General features: G+C 64.8%; 10 protein-coding genes. 4 read left to right on the top strand and 6 right to left on the bottom strand.

Features of this window, described 5'->3' with window-relative positions; translation table 11 throughout:
• Positions 1-29: 29 nt before the first annotated feature.
• From AC3A57_RS07345 to AC3A57_RS07335, 3 genes are all read left to right on the top strand, one after another.
• Positions 30-713, top strand: coding sequence for a hypothetical protein (locus tag AC3A57_RS07345; protein WP_487578290.1), 684 nt, complete (start codon positions 30-32; stop codon positions 711-713).
• Complete coding sequence (locus AC3A57_RS07340) at positions 713-7,009, top strand: HTH domain-containing protein (RefSeq protein ID WP_487578289.1); 6,297 nt, start codon at positions 713-715, stop codon at positions 7,007-7,009. Before AC3A57_RS07345 ends, AC3A57_RS07340 begins: the two co-directional genes overlap by 1 nt.
• A gap of 289 nt (positions 7,010-7,298) precedes the next feature.
• Positions 7,299-7,529, top strand: coding sequence for a hypothetical protein (locus AC3A57_RS07335; protein WP_487578417.1), 231 nt, complete (start codon positions 7,299-7,301; stop codon positions 7,527-7,529).
• A 177-nt stretch (positions 7,530-7,706) separates the two neighbouring features.
• Here the strand turns inward: AC3A57_RS07335 and AC3A57_RS07330 are convergent, their stop codons facing one another.
• The 6 genes from AC3A57_RS07330 to pgaA all read right to left on the bottom strand — a co-directional run bounded on the left by AC3A57_RS07330 (position 7,707) and on the right by pgaA (position 18,198).
• The gene (locus tag AC3A57_RS07330) at positions 7,707-9,797 is read right to left on the bottom strand and encodes a hypothetical protein (protein ID WP_487578288.1); all 2,091 of its coding nucleotides are present in this window, start codon (positions 9,795-9,797) and stop codon (positions 7,707-7,709) included.
• A 460-nt stretch (positions 9,798-10,257) separates the two neighbouring features.
• The gene (locus tag AC3A57_RS07325; protein ID WP_487578287.1) at positions 10,258-11,418 is read right to left on the bottom strand and encodes a serine hydrolase domain-containing protein; all 1,161 of its coding nucleotides are present in this window, start codon (positions 11,416-11,418) and stop codon (positions 10,258-10,260) included.
• 463 nt (positions 11,419-11,881) lie between these two features.
• Complete coding sequence (gene pgaD / locus AC3A57_RS07320; RefSeq protein ID WP_487578286.1) at positions 11,882-13,012, bottom strand: poly-beta-1,6-N-acetyl-D-glucosamine biosynthesis protein PgaD; 1,131 nt, start codon at positions 13,010-13,012, stop codon at positions 11,882-11,884.
• On the bottom strand, positions 13,009-14,268 hold the full coding sequence (gene pgaC, locus AC3A57_RS07315; RefSeq protein ID WP_487578285.1) for a poly-beta-1,6-N-acetyl-D-glucosamine synthase: 1,260 nt from the start codon (positions 14,266-14,268) through the stop codon (positions 13,009-13,011). Before pgaC ends, pgaD begins: the two co-directional genes overlap by 4 nt.
• Before the next feature lie 64 nt (positions 14,269-14,332).
• Positions 14,333-16,231 carry a poly-beta-1,6-N-acetyl-D-glucosamine N-deacetylase PgaB gene (gene pgaB / locus AC3A57_RS07310; protein WP_487578284.1) on the bottom strand — a complete coding sequence of 633 codons (1,899 nt, stop codon included), beginning with the start codon at positions 16,229-16,231 and terminating at the stop codon, positions 14,333-14,335.
• A gap of 2 nt (positions 16,232-16,233) precedes the next feature.
• Complete coding sequence (gene pgaA, locus AC3A57_RS07305; protein WP_487578283.1) at positions 16,234-18,198, bottom strand: poly-beta-1,6 N-acetyl-D-glucosamine export porin PgaA; 1,965 nt, start codon at positions 18,196-18,198, stop codon at positions 16,234-16,236.
• Positions 18,199-18,620: 422 nt separating this feature from the next.
• On the opposite strand from pgaA, the gene AC3A57_RS07300 reads away from it, so the two are divergent.
• Positions 18,621-22,076 carry a GH92 family glycosyl hydrolase gene (locus tag AC3A57_RS07300; RefSeq protein WP_487578282.1) on the top strand — a complete coding sequence of 1,152 codons (3,456 nt, stop codon included), beginning with the start codon at positions 18,621-18,623 and terminating at the stop codon, positions 22,074-22,076.
• Positions 22,077-22,309 lie beyond the last annotated feature (233 nt).

Below are 22,309 nucleotides of genomic sequence, written 5' to 3'. Positions count from 1 at the left end.
GTTCAGAACAATTGTATACAATTGTCCCCATGAAACCCCTCCCCGAAACCCTCACTGCCCTTCTTGAACCGGTCATCTATGCGGTTCGGCAAGGAACGCCTATTGAAGTAAAGGTGGTACTCAGCGAGCTGGATGCCGCTAGGCGCACGCTCGCCCCCTCAATCGAGAGGTTTGACTACCCCTCTTACGCTGCAGGTGCCTTCGCGTCACTTCGTGAGGTGGTGAACACGTCGCTTCATCGGGCCGCCCTGAATTCGGTGGTCGACGGCGTGCGGTCGGCCCAACGCGGCTTGGATGTCCTGCGTGCCGCGGGCCGTGCAGTCGGGCTCGGACAGAGGCAGTCACAGAAGGCGCTAGCGAATCAGATCGGAATGAATGAGGGAAACTTCAGCCGGCTTGCGAAGCGTCTGGTGCAAATTGGTGCGCTTGAGGTTCATCGCGAAGGCGCTTTCTCGTACCTGCGTCCCACCGCAATCGGCGAAGCCGCATTGGACGAGATGCACGCCGGTTGGCGCGCGGCCGCACCTGTCGAAGAAGCTGACCGCCCCAAACTACAGTTGAGTCAGCCTTTTGGTGCGTCTCCCACTCAGCCACGGCCGCAAGCTTTCGGGAGCCTGGCTGAGTTCGGACGCAACGCAAATCGAACGGTGCCGGAGCCTAATCGCCGCCGGCCCAACCTGGTCGAGCAAACAGACACGGCTGCCACTGCCTAATGAGCATTCCGACGGTAGCGACACTGGCGACGCCGGGTCATGAGGCCGATGCCTCCATTCGCGGCTATAACTATCAGGCCTACGTCGCAGCCCTCGAGTGGTGCTCACTGGGCGAAGATGAAGAGCTGCATCTGGAAATTGCCGAGGATGTAGCGATTACCAGTCCCGCGGGTGCGCGCGTGATTCAGGTCAAAGACGTTGCGCGCCGCCTTACCCTTCGTTCAGCGCACGACTTTCTTGATCGTGTCGTGGAGCGCGTAGATGGCGCGGGAACCCAGGTTCATTTTCATTATCTGACGACGGCAGCGTTTGGTAGCGATCCTGATTGGCAGGGGGCCGGCACTCAATCGTTTCTTGACGCTTGGAACCGCTATGGAGAAGCGGCGGAATTTCGCGACGAGTTGGTGGGCTATCTGCGCAATGCGGCACGCTCCTCCTCGTTGCTGAGTAACTGGCTTCAGAAACGAGCGAATGATGAGGTCGCAGACCTTCTTTTTCCGCTGGTCCATTGGGTTGCCAAGGCGCCGAGCCTCGCCGCTCAAGAGCAGCAACTTGCGCAGCAAGTTGCTTCGTTCTGCTCGTATGAGTTTGGCCTTGAACAGTTCAAAGGTAGGCAGCTTGGGCGAATCGTTGCCGGGCGCATCAAGGAGCTATCCGCCGCTCGTGACTCCAACCGTCGTACGCTACGTCGTCAGGACCTGCGAGATCTGCTGCTTCCGCATGCGAAGGTCTCGCTTGAGCCGCGTGAGTACGCAGACATGGCGCAGGCCGCCCGACTGGCCAAGCAAGTGCCGGTGGAGCTTTTGACGCAACAACTCGTCAGTCGCCTCGATGATCTCAAGGCTGGTCGATTTTTTTCTGAGCTTGATTCAGACGGCGCCGCTCGGGCACTCGCAGCTGATGCCGCGGAGGACGGGGCCTATGCCCTGGCAGCGCCTGCGGTGCGTAGTGAGGTCCTTGCTTGGTGCGCACGCCTCTTGGTCCACAAGGATATCGAAGCTGCGCGCGCGCTATTGAATGATTCCCTTGCGGTTACTCCTGTCCCTCAACAGCGGCTTGTAACGGCACTGATCGAAGCCGAGTCCGACGTCTTCGCTGCACTCCACACGCTTCATGGGGTCGATACTAGCGAAGGCCGGACGGCTCGATACCTCGTCCTGCGCCGGAGGGAAAACCAGGACGCCGTAGCCTGGCTGACCGAAGAAACGTTGACGCCATCGGACTTCGACGAGGATGGCCAGTTCATGGTTCTCCACGACGCCCTGAATCGTTTCGATTGGGAACTCGCCTGGAACTGGCTCGAGAGTCTTGATCGGCCCGCCGAATCCAAACACCCGGGCCTACTTTGGGCTGCCGGAGTGGCAAATTACTGTCGAGCACAGCCCGATTACCTGCGTGAATGGGCGTTCAATTTGCGCCCCCCGGTCATCGACGCCGATCTAAGCTCGACCTCCGAGGCTGTCACTGCAAAGCTTCGAGCCATTGACCTGTTCGATTCTCTAGAAGCTCATTGCCGCGCGCGTGGCTGGACTGCCCGAGCGGACCTCGCGCTGGAACACGCGCTTTGGCTGAAGCTGCAGCACCCTGACACCCGGTTTTTTGCGCGGCAGCGTGCAGCAGAACTTTTTGAAGGAAACCTTCTTTCGAAGTCTTCAGGCGAGCACGCATTCCGGTGGCTCCCGTTAGCACTTGCCGCTGAGCAGGAAGTCGACACGCATAGCCTACTTAATCGCATCAAATCGTACGCTAAGCGTTACGGCGAATTGAACGACGACGCGGCGTGGGCTCTATTTGCCTTGATGCAGCATCTTCCGCCAGAAATGGTTTTGGAAGACTGGGAGTTCTTCTACGAATCGCTCTGCGACCGCGTCAACCCCATTCAGCTGTCTTCGATCAAGGTTCAAATCCTGGCGAGGACGGGGGACCGAACTGCAGCGGCGGAGGTTCTTGCAAAGGGCGGATTGCCGACGGAAGTTGCTAAACAGCTCGAAACGCTCTATCTCTCTGAAGAACTTTCCAAAGATCAGATCGAAGCAACATCGCCATCAGTCCGACGCGAGATTGCCCGTCGGCAGAAGGCGTCAGGTGACTCGTCACGTGCGATCGCGACTCTCGAAGAAGTGTATCGGGAAACGTACTCGCTCATAGACGCGTGCAACTTGGCAGGTCTGTATCTCAATGAGGGGGCGCTGTCCCATGCGAGCGAGATCCTGCAGGGGTTGGACTCAACTTTCGATGCTGAGCCTCAAGTTGCGCTCCTCAAGCTGCGCCTTGCGCTACAACTGGGCAATTGGCAGGAAGCGCTCGATCACCTTGATGCTTCCGAACTCGATGAAAGCGATTGCGTGAATCGGCGCATTGAGATCGCAATCCAATCACTGGATTGGGATCGGATCCCAGGCCTGCTGCAAAGTGCCTTGGACATCGCAACGGACGATCCGCGCGGTCTGCTGCGAGTCGCAACTGCCGCCAACGCCTTCGGGCTTACGTCGATCGCTCAAACCGCAGCTGCGATGGCTGCAGCGCTCGCCGACAAAGATGCGTCCATTTTTATGGCCGTTTATATGCTGGCGGTAAAAGGCAACTGGGCCGAAAAACAAAGCGCTGACGAATGGCTTCTGAAGGCGATCGCGACGGACGACGCGAAACCCGAGGGCGAACAGGTCCTTCAGCGCAAGTCGCTGCAAGAACTCGTAGATATGGCGCCCCAGTGGAACGACCGCATTCGCTCGGTCAACGAGATGGTGAAGTCTGCTGAGCTATTTCTGGCGATGGCGGCAGATGCGAGCAATGAATCGCTGACGTCGGTCATCTTCCAGGCGATGCGGCGAAACGCGGCGGCTTCAGACCCGTCAGCCCGGAATGTGGTGCCGCTATTCGCAGGCAATGACCGGGCCAAACAGATTCCTGAAGGGGCAAAGGCGGCGATCGATTGCACGTCATTGATTGTGCTCGCCTATTTGGACCTCCTCGATTCTCTTCCGCGCATTTTCGAAGAGCTCTACCTGCCGCACGACTTTGGCCTTTGGTTGCTTAACGAGCGCGATCAGAGCGGCTATCACCAACCCTCCCGCGTTACGCAAGCTAACGATCTCATTCGTTGGGTTATGAAGCGGGAAATCGACGTTGTCCCCGCGAAAGAGCAACGCGGTCGGCTATACAAGGAAGTCGGACGGGAGTTGGCCGACCTTTTCGACGCATGCGCAGTCGACGGCTCCGATGGGACGAGCTTCGTCGTACACCCCTATCCCATCTATCGCGCCAGTTCTTCCATGACTCGCCTTGCCGACTTGCCCTTGGAGGCGACGACTCGTCTCGTGAGTGTTCGCGGGTTGGTAAATGCACTGGACGCAATGGGCATGCTCAGCGCCGAAGAGATGTCCAGGGCGCAGGCCTTTCTGGCTGGTAACGATAATGGATGGTCCAATGAACCGTCGATCACGTCCGGAGCGACTCTCTACCTTGATGGTCTCACGCTCTCCTACCTGCGATCGATCGGCCTGATCGAGCGCTGTATCGCGGCGCGATTCAAGCTGAAAATCCATGGCGAAACGTCTCGTGAAGCGGTCGCTCTCGCTTCGTATCAGGACGACAGCTCCTACCCGCGGGAACTGTTGACCCGGCTACAGACGTTCGGGCTCAATGGACTTAAAAGCGGGTTTATCAGGAGCTTGCCCAAATCTCGCCTCGAACCCGGTGACAAGGAAGATCGGTTTTCGACACGCCTGCTTAAACAGCTCTTCGTCGACATCCCGAAGGATGCGATGTTGATCATTGACGATCGCGCGGGCAATCGCTATTCGTCGATGACCGACGATTCAGGAATCGATCATCCTGTCGCCGACACTCTCGACGTTATCGACCGCATGCGTGAAGTCGGGATTCTGTCGGAGCGAGACGTGTGGGCAAAACGAGCGCTTCTGCGCAACTCCGGTTGCGCCCTTGTTCCGGTTCGACTGGACGAAGCACGCCATGCGGCCGAAGACCTTTCCATCGTCGATGGCGAGCTCCGAGAGGGGTACTTTGCACGCACCCTGCGCGAGAGCATTCAACTGCTGAAAATCTCACGTTACGTCGCGCTCCCACTGGAAGAGTTCTGGCTGACAAGCACCGCTTCGACATTCCGTGAAACGATTACCTCGCTCTGGGACAAGGATAATCGGGTGGGTGATGACGAGCGTGCGGATTGGCTTTTCCGCTTGGGTCGATTTTCGGACTTCAGTGCTTCGTTCCTGGGGGATTTTGATGCTCGGCGCGGCTTGATGCAGGAAGCGCTCGAAGTAGCACGTTACCTTGTTGATCCTTCACAGACCCGGAGCCAAGCCTACTGGACGTGGGTTGATGAACATCTGTGCAAGCCGCTGAAGGATGATCGGCCCGCGGCGTTTAACCTCCTTCTTGAGGTGCTAAAGGCTCAACTGTTACGAATCAAGAACGAGTATTTGGCGGCGTATGCTGCGGCTTCTCTTTCGTCTATGCCCGGAACAGTCAAGGCGCCCTTGCTGGAAGACGAGGCCTTCTGCCGCGAACTGGGCATCTCGGTCACCCGCCAGACGACCGCCCATACATCGAGCCGCCCTACGTTTGACACCGAAAAGCTCTACGAAGCTGCTCGCGTCGCATGGCGCGGCGGTCCGCCTGTCGCGGAAGTAACCGACGATAAGCAGCGACTTTGGACGCTTGGCCGCCGGGACGAGAGCGTCGTCGCACGGCAGCAGGAGCTGTCGGAGCAGTTCGAAATCGCCTTTGCGCCCCTGCTTAGCGATCGAGTGGAGGAACGTGAGCGACACTTGTTGCAGCTCGTATCAGACGTGGGAGGTAGCGAACGCCTTGAACATCGTTGGCTCAGCCGACTTGCCGCCCGCCCGCTTGAAGTTAGTGAGATTGGGACGCTGCGTCTTGAGCTACGCAGCTCCCCCCTCGTTGTCCGATCGTCGATCAACGATGCCCTGCGGGTTAACCCGGTCCTTCCGCAGGAGCTCGTCCCGGAGGTCGAGAGCTACTTCCTCACCTTGGCCGGCCTAAGCCCCGAACACGGCAGTCTGCCCGTGGCCGGGGAGGGGCTTGCAGCCTGGGGATCCAGCGTCACTTTAGAAGATCAGCTCAGGCTTTCGCTTTTCCGATGCATCCATTCGCGGTTTGCGCCAACGGCGCTTCTCGAGAGGGCAGCTATGGGTGAGCTTGAGCAGTGGGTCCAAGCATGGACGCCAACGCTGGACGCGTGGTCGATCGTCGGGCTGATCGAAGCGCTTTGCCATAGCTCCCGACCCGTGCGGGAGATCACCGAGGTCTTGCGACCCTTGCTAGTCCTGGCTAAGGAGGTGCTCGCGCCCAGTAGCACTCGAATGGTCCTTTCGGCCGCATTAGCAGCATTTGTCGATCAGCGGGTGGCACTGTCAGGGCTGCTAGGCGGGGTTTCACCGAGCGTCAGACGTCTCGCCTCGTTTTCGCACGCGGCGATGGTCGAGGCTGAGGTGCTGGATGCGCAGATCGATATCGCTCCGTTCGCCGACTGGCTTGAGCAGTTCAAGATGCCTTTTCACGCCGTAAGTCTTGCCGACGTTCATTGGGAACCGAGATGGAGCGCTGTGCTTCTATCCCCCGCGCAGCTGGGTTTCGAGTTGACCGGGCGCGTGGCGGCCGCGGTCAAATTGCGCCCTGAGATTGCCGAGGTTGAAGAGCTTCGGGGGCTGTTGCACGATCCCGACGGAGTCGTGAGCCGCCACAACATGGTGTATGGCAGTCTGCCAGGCCCCTTAGAGGGTGCGAGTGACCTGGAGCAAGCTTTGCCCGAGCAATTCCAGGATCAGTTGCGAGAGTCTCTCGACGCACCCGGCGCAAATTTGGTCGAAGGGATTCGGTTAGTGGGACACGCCGGACTGCTTGGACGAATCGATTCCGACATCACGCGTCGCGTGTGCGACGGGTTGACCACACTGATCGATTCCGATGCAACGCTCCTCGGGACCGAAGACGGTGGGCAAGCATATGTGATGCTCTGTCACCTGGCGGCGTCGCTGCGAGACACAGAGTTGGCCAGGCTTTTGAACCGCGCAGTGAATGACGAGGTCACATTGTCGACAGGCTTGAGAATCTATCTCAGATTCCTCTGCTGCGCGGCGAACGCGGATCGTGCCGCTTGGGCCAAGGCTCTCGACCAGCTCGTCTTTGAACTGAGTCGGGACGCGGGATCGCCGGCAGCGCGCCATGCGTATTTTATCCTGCAATCCATCTGCTTAGTTCGAACCGACGTAGTGCCGCTCGTCCAGCATCGGCTCGCGAGTTATATTGAGTAACGGCTATTCACGGGGGCGCGGGAAAGCTGCGGCTAAGGCGAAGCTCCCGCGCCACCTAGGCGCAACTGACGCCCGGCCGGCTGGCCTGCTCAACCGCTCCACGCTTGAGCTCCGCACTGAACGCCCTTCGCTTCAAAATGAACACTTCTCATGGCTTGGATATGTGCGGTTTCGAACCTCCCGACATCCCGCCGGTCGCGCAAGGTGCCGCGCGGGCCTTCCGCCTAAGGGCAGGAGTGCCGCGTATGCCCCGCAAGCCCGAGTTTGCGCCCCCGCAGGAGGGGTGGTCATGTCTGTCGATGCGTTCGAAGCGCTGTCCGCTTTCCAGCGGGAGTTGCACGGGATCGTGCGGACTCTGCAGCCGGAGGTGTTGATCGAGATCGGGTTTCCCGCTGGACAGGATCATCGGGTGTTGCGGGAGGTGTTTCAGGCCTTGGCGCGGCGGTTGGATCCGGTGTTGGCGGCTTGTGTTTGGACGCTGGTCGGGGACGGTGGCGTCGGGGCGGGGCGGATGTACTGAGGTGGGCTGGCTCGCTCTGGTAAGAGGTTGGGTCGGATCAACGAATGCAGTTAGTTCGAAGTCGATTTAAGACGGTGAGCGAGCGCCGCACAATAATCGGAAATCGGGTCATGGCCGCCATGACGTAGTTATGTGCGGTATCGAAAGATGCTCATTGAACGTGCCGCTACCTAACAATCAAGGATGCCGAGACGAGTCGACCGCGCTCGCCGTGGCTTCCCTGTTCTCGAGTCTAGACTGCAGAATAGCTGCGAGCTCGCCGTGGAGTTGTTCCGCCAGCTTGAAGTGACCTTCAGCTGTCGGATGCATCGTTCCGTTCACGTCTCCAGAGCGTGTGGACAACTGGGTGAAGTAGCTGTCATTCGCCGTGCGAACTAGCCGGTTGCGTGGTTGGAATGGTTTCCACTGATGTGGTGTGCTGTTGTATAGCGGGTTATCAAGGCCAGGGAGCTGCATCGCCTTGTAGTCATTGTGAATATTTGTGCACCACCCTCGGCCGACAAACGCATCGGAAGTGTCTACATAGGTGAATTGCGCTTCAGCGACAGATGCCTGCAAGCTGCGCCGCAAATCGGGTAGCACGCGCATGATCAGTTCATGCCCTGGGCTGAGTCGCCACGAGTTCGACGATGCAGGGGTGGCATCGAGCGCAAAATGCCACGGACGAATGTACCGCAGCCAGTTTGGTATCGAAACATTGAATGCTGTCCATTGGTTGTTCCTATCCTTGACTCCAGGAGTCTTTCTCCTATCCGTGTGGTCGCCGCATAACTCCGAACTGGCGGCGATGACTGCCTTGTTATTTCTCAATACATCTGGATATGACGTCACCAGTGTTGCGCTGGGTGGTGATTCCATGCCGACTCCTTGCATCGCGGCAGCCAACCACCGATATCGAAACGGAAGTTGAATTGCCAAGGTGTCTGATGTGGCGCCGCGGCACCATTCCTTCTGCGCCGGTGGGCAAACGACCATCTGTCGGCGCATAAGTCTGTACGGGACATCTAGTCCAGCGTTCGCACCTCGCCTCGGCATCAACGCCCACGCAACAAGTTGTGCGAAACCAGCATCGTTCCCGCCAATCGACATTAGGATGGCGTCCGGCTGGACCAAGTCGGTGCAACTCACCAAGTCGAGCGCCGTGGGCGGCAGACGTTCCCCGACGATACGCATGTCCTTGGGAATTGAGTGGTAGGCATTCATCTTCGCCAACTTGCCTGCTCTCTCAGCTTGTGCGATGGATAGGGCCATTGCGTCGGTTAGGGCCTTTGCGCGTTGGGGCGCGACGCGGCAAAGTGAGCTCACCGCTGCCCGCAGTTGTGACATCTTGAGCCGACACTTTGGATCAGTCGCCTTCGAGCATCCGGACTTCTTTTCCAGCCCAATGCCTGGCGGGTTGACTTGGCGCACCAGTAAACCATCGAAAATTTCGGCTCCAGAGCAGGCATACTGAAGGAATATGACTTCCTGTTGCGAATTTGTCGCTGCCAGGCGTGCGGCGGCGACGTTCTGCTGATTCCAGTACGAGCGATGGCATGCTGTATCGCGCCATCGTGCTCCTTCTTGAACATATTTGCCCTGGTTCTTCCAAGACGACTCGAGCCAATCCAGACGATAGTCCGCTGGAATGTCGACATTTTTCCACAGTGTAGGCACATCGGGGTTTCCCTCACCCGACGCATACGAATCTCCAAGGCCGAGGATCAAAACGCGTTTGGGATGAACGTAACCAGAGGCAAAAAGCTGGGCATCACCCATATCGGACGAACCCGGGTCAGCATTGGCTTGCACATGCACGAGAACCTTCCGGGTTGGCACAAGCGTTTCCAGATAGCCGCAACGTTCCTGAGTCGAGATGACAACTGAGTCTACGGTCCATGTACAGGAATCGGCTGATGCGAGCGGCCCCTGTACCTCGATCACTGTCGCGACGCGATCCCCGCGGACGTAGTTGAGAAAATCCGGTCGGTACTGCTGATCGGTTTCGCTCCAGATGTCAAATTGGTTTCCCGCGAAAGCGGAATAGGGCGATCGATTGGCTGCGGCGAGTCGCACGTACCATTGATCGAAGGACTCCCCCGGCTTCGGCAATGCGTCATTCGGAGTTCGCCAATGGCGTTCGCCGTTGACGAACTCGACACGCTGCGGGAACGTTGCCGCTACCTTCCAGGTAATTTGGGAAACTGCCTGTCCAGCAGCCGATCCAGATGCAGTCATCAGCGCAAGCAGCGAACACGCTATATGAGTCGAAGCTATTCGGTGATTCATCTCCCCCTCCGAAGACCGCTGTCTCATGGTGCCGTGATAGGTCACTGCCAACGGAATTTTTTGGAGCCGACGCGGATCACCCGGGCCGGAATCGTTTTTTATGGTCTACGCGATTGGGCGATGAATTCGGACTTGTCTGCGTCGCCGGGCGATGGGGCCTGGACAGCTAAGGCAAGGGGGCCGCGATAGCCCGGTGCTGAACGGCTGGGGCCGAGTCTGGATTCGGCGTTTTGACACTTGCTTCTGTTGATTGTGGGCGGCTTGGTGTCTGGATCGGCCTTGATCACCGCTAGGGATGATGGCGCGCGCGGCCGGGTCGGGCTCGCCGTAGCCGGTCGCGGCCTGCGCCGCTCCTACAAGGTAAGAATGGTGTCGGAGACAATTTTGAGTTGTCTCCGGCACCGTATCCCCGGGCGGCTAGCTCGCGGGCGGCGAACCTAGAGCTTCATCCCGCCATCGCCTACTTCGCCGGGCTCAAGCTCGGGAACAACGCGCCCAGCACGGTCTTGGTTGCCTTGTCGCCGCCCATGTCCTCGGTGGCGTTGGCCACCACCAGGGCGCCGGTGTTCGTGTTCGGGAACAGCACAGCCCAGGCGAGCCAGTTGCCGTCGGAACCGCCGTGCACCAGCACGGGGCCCTGGCGCCCTGCGATCGAATCCTGGACGCCCCAGTCCAGGCCCGAGCCGCTGCCGGGTTGCGCCGTTTGCATCAACCGGTACGAGGCGGGGGTCAGCAACTTGCCGCGGCCTTGGCTGCCGGCCAGTTGGTCGAGGCAGAAGCGCGCCCAGTCGGCCAGGCTCATGTGCATGTTTCCGGCCGCGGTGTACATCATCGGCACGCCGTCGTCGGACACTTTCGGTGCCGTCGTCACCGGCTTGCCGCCGCGGTGGCCGAGCGGCTGGCCGGCCTGGGTGGGGCCGAAGCCGGCGCTCGTCATGGCCAATGGCTGGAAGACTTCGCGGCGCATCAGCGCTTCGAAGTCCTGCCCGGTGGCGCGCTCGGCGATGACGGCCGCGATGAGGAAGCCGGTGTTGCAGTAGTTGAATTCCGTGCCGGGTGCGGCCGCCGGCGCGTCCTTCAGCGCCTGGGCGATGAAGGCCAGGCGTTGTTGCGGCAAGGGCCGGGTGTCGGCGAAGAAGGTGTCGAGGAACTTCAGGTCGCGGATGTTTTCCGGCAGGCCCGATCGGTGCGAGAGCAGTTGGACCAGGGTGACCGACCGGTATTCCGGGCGCATCGTATCGGCCAGGTCGGGCAGCAGCGTCGCCAGGGGCGCGTCCCAGGACAGCACGCCGCGATCGACGAGTTTGGCGATCAGCGCGACCGTCATCGGTTTACCGGTGGAGCCGATCAGCCAGGCATCGTCGGCGCCGACCGCGTCGGTTCCATCGCTGCGGCGCAGGCCGCGCACGGCTTGTTGGGCGATCGCGCCGTCGCGCATGACCAGTGCGCCGAGTGCGGGCGTCTTGGTGCCCTCCATCGCGTCTTTCAGCAGGGCGTCGAGATCGACGGCGTTCGGCGGTGGCGCATCGTTAGGTTGGGCCTGCACCGCGATCGGCGCTTGCAGGAGGAGCATGGAGGCAAGAACGAGCTGAAGGAAGCTTCGACGCGCTGGATGTTTCAAGTGGATCCCCTGGTGTGCGGCTTTTCGATGAGTAACGACGCACCCCGTTGCGTCGTTGCCGGACCGCGGCGGGGCGCGCTTGCATGGGTCGCGCGCCTGCTGCATGGGGCCATGCTGCGGCTGAGGGCGGATGCGTGCATGAGCTGCAGGTCATGGCTGTGGGGGATGGGGCTGCGGGATTGGGTTTTGCATCCAGCGGGGGGCTGAGCTGTGTCGGGAGGTTGGTTTAGGGGCGTGGTCTTGGTGGTGGGGTGAGCGTTGTCGAGTTGGTGTGCGATGGGGGGAGGCTGGGTTGTGGCGAAGGGGGGCGCGGCGATAGCAAAGGCAACAGCAAATCCCCCCCTGGCCCCCCTTTTTCAAAGGGGGGAAGCGCGTGGTTGGGTTCTGCGGGGGCTTGGTCGCGGCTTACGCCGCTCCTACAGGGGAAGGGCGTCCCGGCGTGGGGCTGCGCCGGGAGCGGGGCTCAGCGCTGCGGCTTGAATTCGACCGGGACGATGACGACGGCGGCGATGGGGCGGCCGTTGCGTTTGGCGGGGGCGAAGCGCCAGTTGCGCACCGCGGCGACGGCGGCGCGGTCCAGGGGGCGGCTGCCGCTGCGCTTGGCGATCTCGACGCGTTGCGGTCGGCCGTCGGCGCCGACTTGCACGCGCAGGGTGACCAGGCCGCCTTCGCCGCGGCGCAGGGCGTCGAGGGGGTAGGGCGGTTTGGGGCTGTAGCCGGGCAGCGGGCGCGGTTTGGCGCTGGCGCCGCGCGGCTCGGGGTTGCGTGCGCGCGGTGCGGGGTCGGCCGCTGCGGCGTCGGCGGCGTTCGCGTCCGGAGCGGGCGCTGGCGTGGTGTCGTCGTCGTTGCCGCTGGCCGGGCCCGGCGCTGGCGGCGCCAACGGTGGGCGGTCCAGGCCGGGTTCGCCTTCGATCTGCAGCGACGAGGTTTCGCTTTCGATCTGCCGGTAGCCGTGCGAGACCACCAGCAGCACGCAGATGACGAACACCACCGCCAGGCCCAGCATCGGGATCCAGGCGGTTTCCGGCAGGGTGTGGCGGGTGAAGGCCGGCATCGGCGCGGCCAGCGCCAGCGGTTTCGACGCCGGCGGTTTGACTGCGTTGACGCCCAGCGGCACGGCCTGGTGGGGGTCCATGTGCAGGGTGCTGATCCGGCCCTCATTCAGCGCCTGCGCGACCTCGGTGCTGGCGCCGAGCGCGGCGGCGACCTGTTCCAGCGCGACCGGCGGCGGCGCGCTGCGCCGCTCCACGCCGGTGAAGCGGCGGCGGTTGTATTCGGCCCACAGGATCAGCAGCGCCGCGGCGCCGACCGCGGTGGCCGGCAGCACCAGCAGCAGGAAGGGGTCGATTTCGTGCTGGCGCAGATACAGTTCGGCTTCGGCGCGCTGGATGCCGAACAGCCACATGAACAAGGTGACCAGCGGCATCCACAGGTAGATGTAGACCGCCCAGAACGCACCGGTGGTCAGGCCCCAGAAGGTGCGCGGCAGCAGCGGTTGCGAGTACGGCCGCTGGATCAGGCGCGAGTCGTGCTTGTGCCGCCGCGGGTGGCGCGGCTGCGGCGGCTGCGGTGCCTGTGGCTTGGGCGTGTTCATCGCAGCCCCCGATCCGGGCTGACCCACACTGCGCGGGTGCCGCGGCGCTTGGCCAGGGCCTTGGGCACCGCGGCGACGGTGGTGGTGAAGCTCAGCAGCCAGAACACCATCGGGTACCAGATCATCCAGTAGTAGTTGCGGCCGACGCCGGTTTCGTAGCGGCGGTCGATGACGATGCTGGCGGCGAACTGCAGCAGGCAGATCATCGCCAGGATCACCCCGTGCCAGGACGGCAGCAGGGTCGGCACGCGCAGTTGCTCGGGCAGTTCGAACGCTTTGCCCAGCGCCCACAGCAGGATGATGAAGGCCATCATGTAGGCCCAGGCCAGGCTGAGCAGGTATTCGCCCAGCACCGGCCACATCCGTCGGCGCCGCCACGAGAACAGGTCGCGGGTATGGCGCAGCAGCACCTCGACGCCGCCCTGGGCCCAGCGCAGGCGCTGCTTCCACAGCCCGCGCACGGTTTCCGGCATCAGGATGAAGCACATCGCATTGGGCTCGTAGCGGATGTCCCAGTGGTTCATCTGCAGGCGCCAGCTGATGTCGATGTCCTCGGTCACCATGCTGTCGGACCAGTAGCCGATCTGGTGCAGGGCGGTGCGGCGGAAGGCGCAGATCACCCCGGAGACGGTGAAGATGCGGCCGTAGACGCGCTGGGCGCGCTTGATCATGCCGATGATCGAGGCGAACTCGCCGACCTGCAGGCGGCCGAGCAGGGTCGAGCGGTTGCGGATGCGCGGGTTGCCGGTGACCGCGCCGACCCGCGCGCCCGAGCACAGGTGCCAGACCATCCAGTGGGTGGCGTATTCGTCCAGCAAGGCGTCGCCGTCGATGCAGACCAGGTACTCCGAGCGCGCCGCCAGCGCGCCCATGCGCATGGCGTTGGCCTTGCCCAGGTTGCGGTCGAGGTGGACCACGCGCAGCAGCGGGTACTGCGCGGCGAGCAGGTTGAGCTTCTCGCCGGTGTCGTCGCGGCTGCCGTCGTTGATCGCGATCACCTCGAACGAGGGATAGCGCTGGGCCATCGCCGAGGCGATGGTTTCGCGCACGTTGTCGCCCTCGTTGTGGCAGGGGATCAGGATCGACACGAACGGCGCCGCCTCCAGTGCCGGCGGGTCGGTGCGGCCGCGGGCGTGGCGCTCGCGGCGCAGGTAGTAGTACAGCCCGCCCGCGATCCAGAAAAAGGACATCACGATCGGGTAATAGAAGGCGAACTTGAACGACACCGCGAGCAAGGCGCTGAGAACGTCGTACATGGCAGTCTCCGGTAAGGGGCGCGTGCGCGGTGGAAGGGCCCGGCGCTCCAGCGCCGGGGCGGACTCAGCGTTCGATGTAGGGGAAGCCGCGCGCGGACATGATTTCGCGCGCGTCGGCGGTCGAGGGCACATCGTCGATGAAGTTGTCCGGGTACCAGGCCAGGTGGCGCACGCCGGCGGCCTGCAGGCGCCGCGCCATGGTCTTCAGCCGCTGCGCCGGGATCGGTTTGTTGTCGCGCCAGTCCACGGTCTGCAGCTCGAAAATGGTCCGCGCCAGGCCGCTGGGCGAGCGCGCCACCTGCGCCACCAGCCGGTCCATCCAGGCCTGCGGCTCGCGGCTGTTCTCCATCCACGGCATCGCCATCACCGCGGTGTAGTCGTAGGCCTGGTTGAACGCGGCCAGGTTCTGGGCGAACCAGCGCTCGCTGTCGGGGCGCAGCACCGGCTCGGCGAACAGGTTGCGCACGGTGATCAGCTTGGGCCGCCATTTGCCGGCGGCGCGGGTCAGCTCCTGGGTGAACTCGATCAGCGCCCGGGTGCGCTGCGCGGCCTGCTCCGGCGCCTGGCCGCGCAGTTCGTCGTCGCGCAGCAGGGCGTCGTCGTGGAACAGCAGGCCTTCGGTGTAGCCGCTGACCGCCAGGTCTTCGTAGATGTCGGCGACGATCTGGCGCGCCTGCGGCTGGAACGGATTGAGGCGGAAGGTTTCCTTGGGGTTGCTGGCGGCGATCGCCAGACGCTGGCGCAGCGCGGCGTCGGGCAGCTCGTAGCCCAGCACCGGCAACCAGGCGAACACCTTGACCCCGGCGCGGGTCTTGAGCTGCCAGGCGACCCGGTTGTACAGGTCGGCGCGCATCGGCAGGTGCCGGTTGGGGAAGTACAGCGCGTCGGCCGAGCCGTTGCCGTCGGGGTCGGCGAAGGCCTGCAGGAACACGTGGCTGGGGCCGACCTGCTTGACCCGCTCGATCAGCTTGTCCAGGTTGCGCGCCTGCTGCGCCGGGTCGGCGTCGTAGACGTAGTCCAGGTCGACCTGCAGCGCGCGCAGGCCGTCCAGCGCTTCGTCGTGGCGCAGTTCGTAGGCCAGGTCGTTGACGGTGGGGTTGTCGAACACCAGCAGCCGGGCCAGGCCGTGCAGGTCGCGGCGCAGGGTCTGGTGGCGGCCTTCCAGGTCGAAGGTGACCTGCATGCCGAGCTGGTCGGCGATGGCGTTGGTCTGGCTGTTGTAGGCCGCGTACGGCCACACCACCGACTGCGGGGCGACGCCGAGTTCGCGCTTGATCGCGGCGACGCTGTCGCCCAGGTCCTTGCGGATCCGCGCCAGGTACTCGGCTTCGGTTTCGTAGCGCTCGGCCTTGGGATCCCACACCCGGGTGATCGCCGCCGGCATGCTGTTGCCCTGCGGGTTGGAGGTCACGCCGCGGTGCAGGGCGTGGCTGTGCGAGGCGATCTCGATCAGGCCCGAGGCCTGCATCTCGCGCAGCTGGTCCCAGGTGACGAAGTCGTCGTGGCCGAACATGCGCGGGCCGTAGTCGACCTGCTGGTCGCGCGGCAGATCGACCCAGGAGGTCACCACCGCCATCAGCGCCGGGTAGCCGTAGGCGCGCAGCAGCGGGAAGGCGTGGGTGTAGATGCTGCGCAGGCCGTCGTCGAAGGTCAGCAGCACCGCCTTGGGCGGCAGCGGCTGCTCGCCGCGCGAGGCGGCGATCACCTGGCTCAGCGACACCGGGCGGTAACCGTGGCCGGACAGCCAGTCCAGGTGGGCGGCGAAGTTCTGGGTGCTGACCGCGTAGGCGTCGGGATCGCCCTTGCGGGCGACGTCGTCGCGCACGTCGTGGTAGCTCAGCACCAGCAGTTCGTCGGCCTGGGCCGGCGCCAGCGCGGCCAGGGCCAGCGCGGCGGCGGCGAGCAGGCCGCGCAACGCGCGCAGCGCGCGGGGCAGGGTTGCGGCGGAGAGGATCCCATCCATGTTCATTGCTCTCCCCAACGGAAGTTCAGATCGAAGCCGAGCCGGTCCTCGCGGCGGCCGTCGTAGACCGGGCGCGACCAGCTCAGGCCGTAAGTCAGCTTGCGGCCGGTGCCCAGGCCCCATTCGTGTTCGTAGCGCAGCTGCGGCACCCAGGCGCTGCCGTAGCCTTGTTGCCAGTACGGGCCGGCGTAGGCGGTGAAGCGCTGCAGCAGGTGATGGCTGTAGCGGCGCCAGGCGACGTGGTTGACGCGCAGGCCGAGATTGAGCGAGGCGTCGCGGCTGGGGTTGAAGTAGGGCACGTCGGCGTCGCGGCGGCTGGCGCGGCTGGCCGACAGTTCGGCCAGGCCGTCGAGCTGCAGGTGCGGACGGGTGTAGGCGCGCTGCTCGAGCGACAACGCGAGCGCGCTGCGCCGGTTGTCGTCGCTGTAGCGCAGCTGCTGCACGCGGGCGTCGAGCGCGGTGCGCTCGCTCGGGGTCCAGCGCAGGCCCAGGCTCAGCGCGTCGGCGTCGATGCCGGCGCGGCGCGCCTGCAGCGAAGCGTCCGGCGATTGCCGGTACCAGGACGCGCTGCCGCGCCAGGCGTCGTCGAAACGCCAGCCGGCGTCGAAGTAGTAGCCGCTGCGGTCGTCGCGGTCGAGCCAGCGGTCGCTGGCGCGGTCGACGCCGAAGCCGAGGCTCAGCCGGTCGTAGGCGTAGCTCGCGCCGACGCCCTGGCGGCGGTCGTGCACGCGTTCGCCGGGGTAGTCGGCCCAGGCGTCCTGGGCGTGCGCGGTCAGGCGCCAGCGGTCGTGGATCAGCGGGCTGCTGATCTCGACCCGGTGGGCGCCGTCGCGGCTGCCCAGCGGCGAGGCGCTGTCGCCGCCGCCGTCGGCGCGGCTGCGATGGCTCGAGGTCGACACCTGCCACTGCCAGCCCAGCCGGCTGTCCCAGGACTCGCGCATCTGCCGCACCTGCACGTCGCGTTCGCGGCGGGCCAGCAGCTCGTCGTGGATCGGCCGCGCCAGGTCGACCCGGTCGTGTTCGAGGTAGGCGCCGACCTGGCCGATCCGCGCGCCGACGCTGGTCGGTTCCAGGGTGCTGGCCATGCGGAAGCGTTCCAGCGCGCGCTCGGTCCAGCCGCGGCGCTGGTAGGCGACGCCGAGGTTGGTCTGCAGGCCGGCGTTGTTCGGGCCGATCGCCGCCAGCGCTTCCAGATCGCGCTGTGCGCCGACGGTGTCCTCGCCGTACAGGCCGACCATGATCGCGTTGGTGTCGGCGTCGTAATGGCGCCAGTTGGCGTGGCTGACCTTGGCCCCGGGCACGCGCACGAAGGCCGGTTCGGCGGCCTTGATCTTCTGCAGTTGTTCTTTCGCGTCGTCGAAGCGCTCGGCTTCGGAATAGGCATAGGCCAGTTGCAACTGCGAGTCGTGGTCTTCCGGCATCTCGCGCACGACCCGTTCCAGCACCGTCGCCGCTTCCTCGGGGTGGCGCGCGGCCAGCAGCGAGGCGCCGACCCGGGCCAGCGCGTACAGCGGCACCTCGACGCCTTCGGCCTGCAACTGGCGGTAGTTGCGCACCGCTTCGGGATGGTGTTCGAGGATGTTCAGCATCACCAGTTCGTCGAATCGCGTGCGCAGGTCGGCCTGGCGCTGGCTATCGCTCTGGCTTTGGCGGTACTCGGCCATCGCCGTGCGTGCGGCGCGGATTTCCTCCAGCCGCTGTTCCTCGTTCTCCGGGTACAGCCCGCCCCACACCACCATCCGCGCCAGGCGATTGGATTCCAGGCGCTGGCGCTCGTCGGCGCTGAACAAGCCGGGGCGTTCGCGGTACAGGCTCCAGGCGCGGTAGGCATTGCCGAGGTCGGCCAGGGTCAACACCTGCAGCCGATACAGAGCCTCGTCGCCGGGGCGGGCGGCGAGGGCGGCTTGGATGCGCGCCAGCGCCGCCAGCCACTGCCGATCGGCGCGCAGGCGCTCGATCTCGGGCATCGGGTCGGAGGACTTGGATTGACTCTCGGCGGCAGAAACTGACGAAATGGGGCAGATTGAGGCCGCAGAAACCAGGGCGAAGGCAAGGGCGTAAGCGAGGCGATGCGTAATCGGCATGAACCACCAAGATCCGTGGGGGAAGACGCGACCGGGTCCGAGACGCGAATAAAAATGTGAGATGCATCACATTTGCAGGTGCCTTCATTGACGCAAAAGCTGTGCCAAAGCATCGTGAATCGCAGGCTTGATTTTTGCTGCGAAGTGCTTGTCCGGATTGGTTTTTGCGTATCGTGTGCAGCGCTTGCCGATGCTGCGGCGCGGTTTGACAGGTTCGTTTTAGATCGATTCAAATCGAGCGAAACGCCATGTCGCAGATTCGCCAGCGGGCGAAGCGTGACGCCGCGCAAGCATGGGAGCGGGACATGTCATTGGGCCATAACGGCCGCCGCGGTCGCGGCCGGCCGCAGGGTGTCGCAGCCGATCGATTCGCATGCCATGGCCTGATCGCCGTCGCGATCGCGTCGGCGTGCTGGGCGTCGTCGGCCTTCGCCGCCGCGCCGCGCAGCTTCGCCACCTCGTTCGAAGCCGGCGAACCTGTGCCGGCCGACGCGCCGGACCTGCCGGGTTCGCTGCACGTCGACGGCGGCCCGGATGCGGCCGCCGCGCTGACCGCCAAGCCCGGGGTCGGCTTCACCGGCCTGCGCTCGCTGCGCTACCAGGGCGAAGGCGGGCGCGAGCAGCGCCTGCAGGCGTTCGAGGTCGACCTGGCGCTGAGCAAGGACAGCGTGCTGTCGTATCGCCTGTTCCCGCTGTCGGACGCGCGGGTGACGGGGCGCAAGGCCGCGGTGCCGGCCGACGACCTGCGCAACACCTCGACCTATGTCGCGATCGACCTGGAATTCGACGACGGCAGCCGGCTGTCGCAACACGCGCCGACCGACGCGTACGGCCAGCCATTGACCGCGCGCGGGCAGGGTTTGGCGCGGCTGCTGTATCCCGACCAGTGGAATGCGGTGTCCAGCCGGATCGGCGAAGTCGCGGCCGGGCGCCGCGTGCGCCGCATCCTGGTCGTGCACGACGCCGACCACGCCGCGCCGTTCCGCGGCTGGCTGGACGATCTGCGCATCGAACGCATGCCGCAGGCCAAGGGGCCGGCGCCGCGGCCCAGCGACTACGTCGATACCCGCCGCGGCAGCAATTCCAACGCGCGCTTCTCGCGCGGCAACACCTTCCCCGCGGTCGCGCTGCCGCACGGCTTCAATTTCTGGACCCCGACCACCAACGCCGGTTCGCACTGGATCTACCAGTACCAGGAGCGCAACGGCGACGACAACCGGCCGCGCCTGGAGGCCTTGGCGCTGTCGCACGAGCCCAGCCCGTGGATGGGCGACCGCCAGACCTTGCACATCCTGCCGGCGATCGGCAGCGCCCGGCCCGAGTTCGACCGCGGCAAGCGCGCGCTGAGCTTCGGCCACGACCAGGAGACCGCGCGCGCCGATTACTACCGGGTGCGCTTCGACAACGGCCTGGTCGCCGAGCTGACCCCGACCGACCACGCGGCGATGCTGCGCTTCACCTTCCCGGATCCGAACGCGCAGTTGCTGTTCGATCACCGCGACGAACACGGCGATATCCGCCTTGACCCCGGCGACGGCAGCCTGAGCGGCTGGAGCGACAGCCGCAGTTCGCTGTCGACCGGCGCCACCCGGCTGTACTTCTACGCCCGCTTCGACCGGCCGCTGCGCGGCGGCGAGCGCCTGCCGCGCGAAAAGGGCCGCGACCGGGTCTCGGCCTGGTACGGCTTCGACCTCGGCGCGGATCCGTCGCGCCAGCTGACGATGCGCATCGCCACCTCGCTGCTTGGCGTGGAGCAGGCCAAGCGCAACCTGGAACTGGAAATCGGCGCCGACGAAGGCTTCGACGCGGTGCGCGAGCGCGCCCGCGCGGCCTGGGACGCCAAGCTCGGCGCGGTGCGCATCGAAGGCGCGCCCGAGCACGAACGCGCCACCTTGTATTCCAACCTGTACCGCCTGTTCCTGTACCCGAACAGCGGCTACGAGAACACCGGCACCGCCGAGCGGCCGCTGTACCGCTACGCCAGCCCGTTCGCGCCGCCCGCCGGCGCCGACGGCGACACCGTCACCGGTGCGGCCGTGGTCGACGGCAAGGTGTTCGTCAACAACGGCTTCTGGGACACCTACCGCACCAGTTGGCCGGCCTACGTGCTGCTGGCGCCGACCCAGGCCGGCGAGATGATCGACGGCTTCGTCCAGCAGTACCGCGACGGCGGCTGGATCGCGCGCTGGTCTTCGCCGGGCTACGCCGACCTGATGGTCGGCACCAGCTCCGACGTCGCCTTCGCCGACGCCTGGCTCAAGGGCGTGCGCAATTTCGACGTGCGCTCGTTCTACCAGTCGGCGATCCGCAACGCTTCCAGCGTCAGTCCGATTCCGGGCGCGGGGCGCAAGGGCATCGAGCGGGCGATCTTCACCGGCTATACCGACACCACCGTCGGCGAAGGCCTGTCCTGGTCGATGGACGGCTACATCAACGACTACGCGATCGGCCGCCTGGCCGCGGCGCTGGCGCAGCAGGCGCCGGCCGACGATCCGTACCGCGCCCACTACGCGGACGATGCGGCCTACTACCGCAACCGCGCGCTGGGCTACGTCAACCTGTTCCATCCGCAATTGGGCTTCTTCGTCGGCCGCCACCGCGACGGCCGCTGGCGCTACGCGGCCAGCGAGTTCGACCCGTTGCGCTGGGGCGGCGACTACACCGAGACCAACGCCTGGAACATGGCCTTCCACGCGCCGCAGGACGGCGCCGGCCTGGCCGCCCTGTACGGCGGCCGGGTCGCGCTGGGCAACAAGCTCGACCTGTTCTTCGCCACGCCCGGCCTGTTCGAGGTCGGCGGCTACGGCCAGGTGATCCACGAAATGCTCGAAGCGCGCGACGTGCGCATGGGCCAGTACGGCCACAGCAACCAGCCCTCGCATCACATCCCCTACATGTACGCCGCCGCCGGCCAGCCGTGGCGGATCCAGGAGAAAGTGCGCGACATCCTCGACCGGCTCTACGTCGGCGGCGAGATCGGCCAGGGCTATCCGGGCGACGAGGACAACGGCGAGATGTCGGCGTGGTGGCTGTTCAGCGCGGCCGGCTTCTACCCTTTGCGGATGGGCTCGCCGGAGTATGTGATCGGCGCGCCGCGCTTCGAACGCATGAGCATCCGCCTGGAGAACGGCCGCGAGCTGCGCATCAACGCGCCCAAGGTCGGCGCGCGCAACCGCTACGTGCAATCGCTGAAGGTCAACGGCGAGCCCTGGGACCGGCTGACCCTGCCGCACGAACTGCTGGCGCAGGGCGCGGTGCTGGATTTCCGCATGGGGCCGTCGCCGTCGAACTGGGCCAGCGCGCCGCAGGCGCTGCCCGAATCGCTGAGCGCCGATGGCGACATGCCGATGCCGTGGCGCGACCTGGGCCGGCGCGACAACGCGACGGTGACCGGCATCGCCGCCAAGCAGGCGGCGGTCTTGTTCGACGACGACTCCGGCACCGGCCTGCGCCTGAGCCTGCCGATGCCGTCGATCGCCTGGAGCTTCAAGCGCCCGGCGACCGTGCACCTGTACACGCTGACTTCGTCGGCCAAGCGCGGCGACGCCCAGGCCTGGGCCCTGCAGGGCTCCAACGACGGCGAGCGGTGGACCACGCTCGACGAGCGCAGCGGCCAAAGCTTCGCCTGGCGCCGGCAGACCCGGGCCTTCGCGCTGGCGCAGCCGGCGACCTACAGCCGTTACCGCTTGCGCCTGGCCGGCGAAAGCGCTGGGATCGGACTGGCCGAGGTGGAGTTGATCGGCGAAGCGCCGAGGGAGTGACCGGCGCAGCGGAATCAAGAGCGAGCCTGCCGATGCGGCGCCTGGTCGAATCCTCGCTTCCGGTTCCGGCTCAGCCGCCGTTGAACGCGGTTGTGACGCAATGCGGGCTTTAACATCGCGCGTTGCGGCCAGCGCAAAGCGGCGAGCCTCCGCTTTCGCAAGCCGGCGCTCGCTGCGCGCTCGTTCCCGCATTCGGCCGGCGTTCTCGTCGCGATCGTGACGTCTTCCAGGCT

The sequence above is a fragment of the Lysobacter sp. Soil_C_15 genome, assembly GCF_057657315.1.
Note: the sequence above shows the minus strand (reverse complement) of the source record. Positions and strands in the feature narration are given on the sequence as shown.

Coding starts and splice junctions, on each gene's coding strand:
- AC3A57_RS07345 (WP_487578290.1), top strand. CDS start 30: ATGAAACCCCTCCCCGAAACCCTCACTGCCCTTCTTGAACCGGTCATC.
- AC3A57_RS07340 (WP_487578289.1), top strand. CDS start 713: ATGAGCATTCCGACGGTAGCGACACTGGCGACGCCGGGTCATGAGGCC.
- AC3A57_RS07335 (WP_487578417.1), top strand. CDS start 7,299: ATGTCTGTCGATGCGTTCGAAGCGCTGTCCGCTTTCCAGCGGGAGTTG.
- AC3A57_RS07330 (WP_487578288.1), bottom strand. CDS start 9,797: ATGAATCACCGAATAGCTTCGACTCATATAGCGTGTTCGCTGCTTGCG.
- pgaD (WP_487578286.1), bottom strand. CDS start 13,012: ATGAACACGCCCAAGCCACAGGCACCGCAGCCGCCGCAGCCGCGCCAC.
- pgaC (WP_487578285.1), bottom strand. CDS start 14,268: ATGTACGACGTTCTCAGCGCCTTGCTCGCGGTGTCGTTCAAGTTCGCC.
- pgaB (WP_487578284.1), bottom strand. CDS start 16,231: ATGGATGGGATCCTCTCCGCCGCAACCCTGCCCCGCGCGCTGCGCGCG.
- pgaA (WP_487578283.1), bottom strand. CDS start 18,198: ATGCCCGAGATCGAGCGCCTGCGCGCCGATCGGCAGTGGCTGGCGGCG.
- AC3A57_RS07300 (WP_487578282.1), top strand. CDS start 18,621: ATGTCATTGGGCCATAACGGCCGCCGCGGTCGCGGCCGGCCGCAGGGT.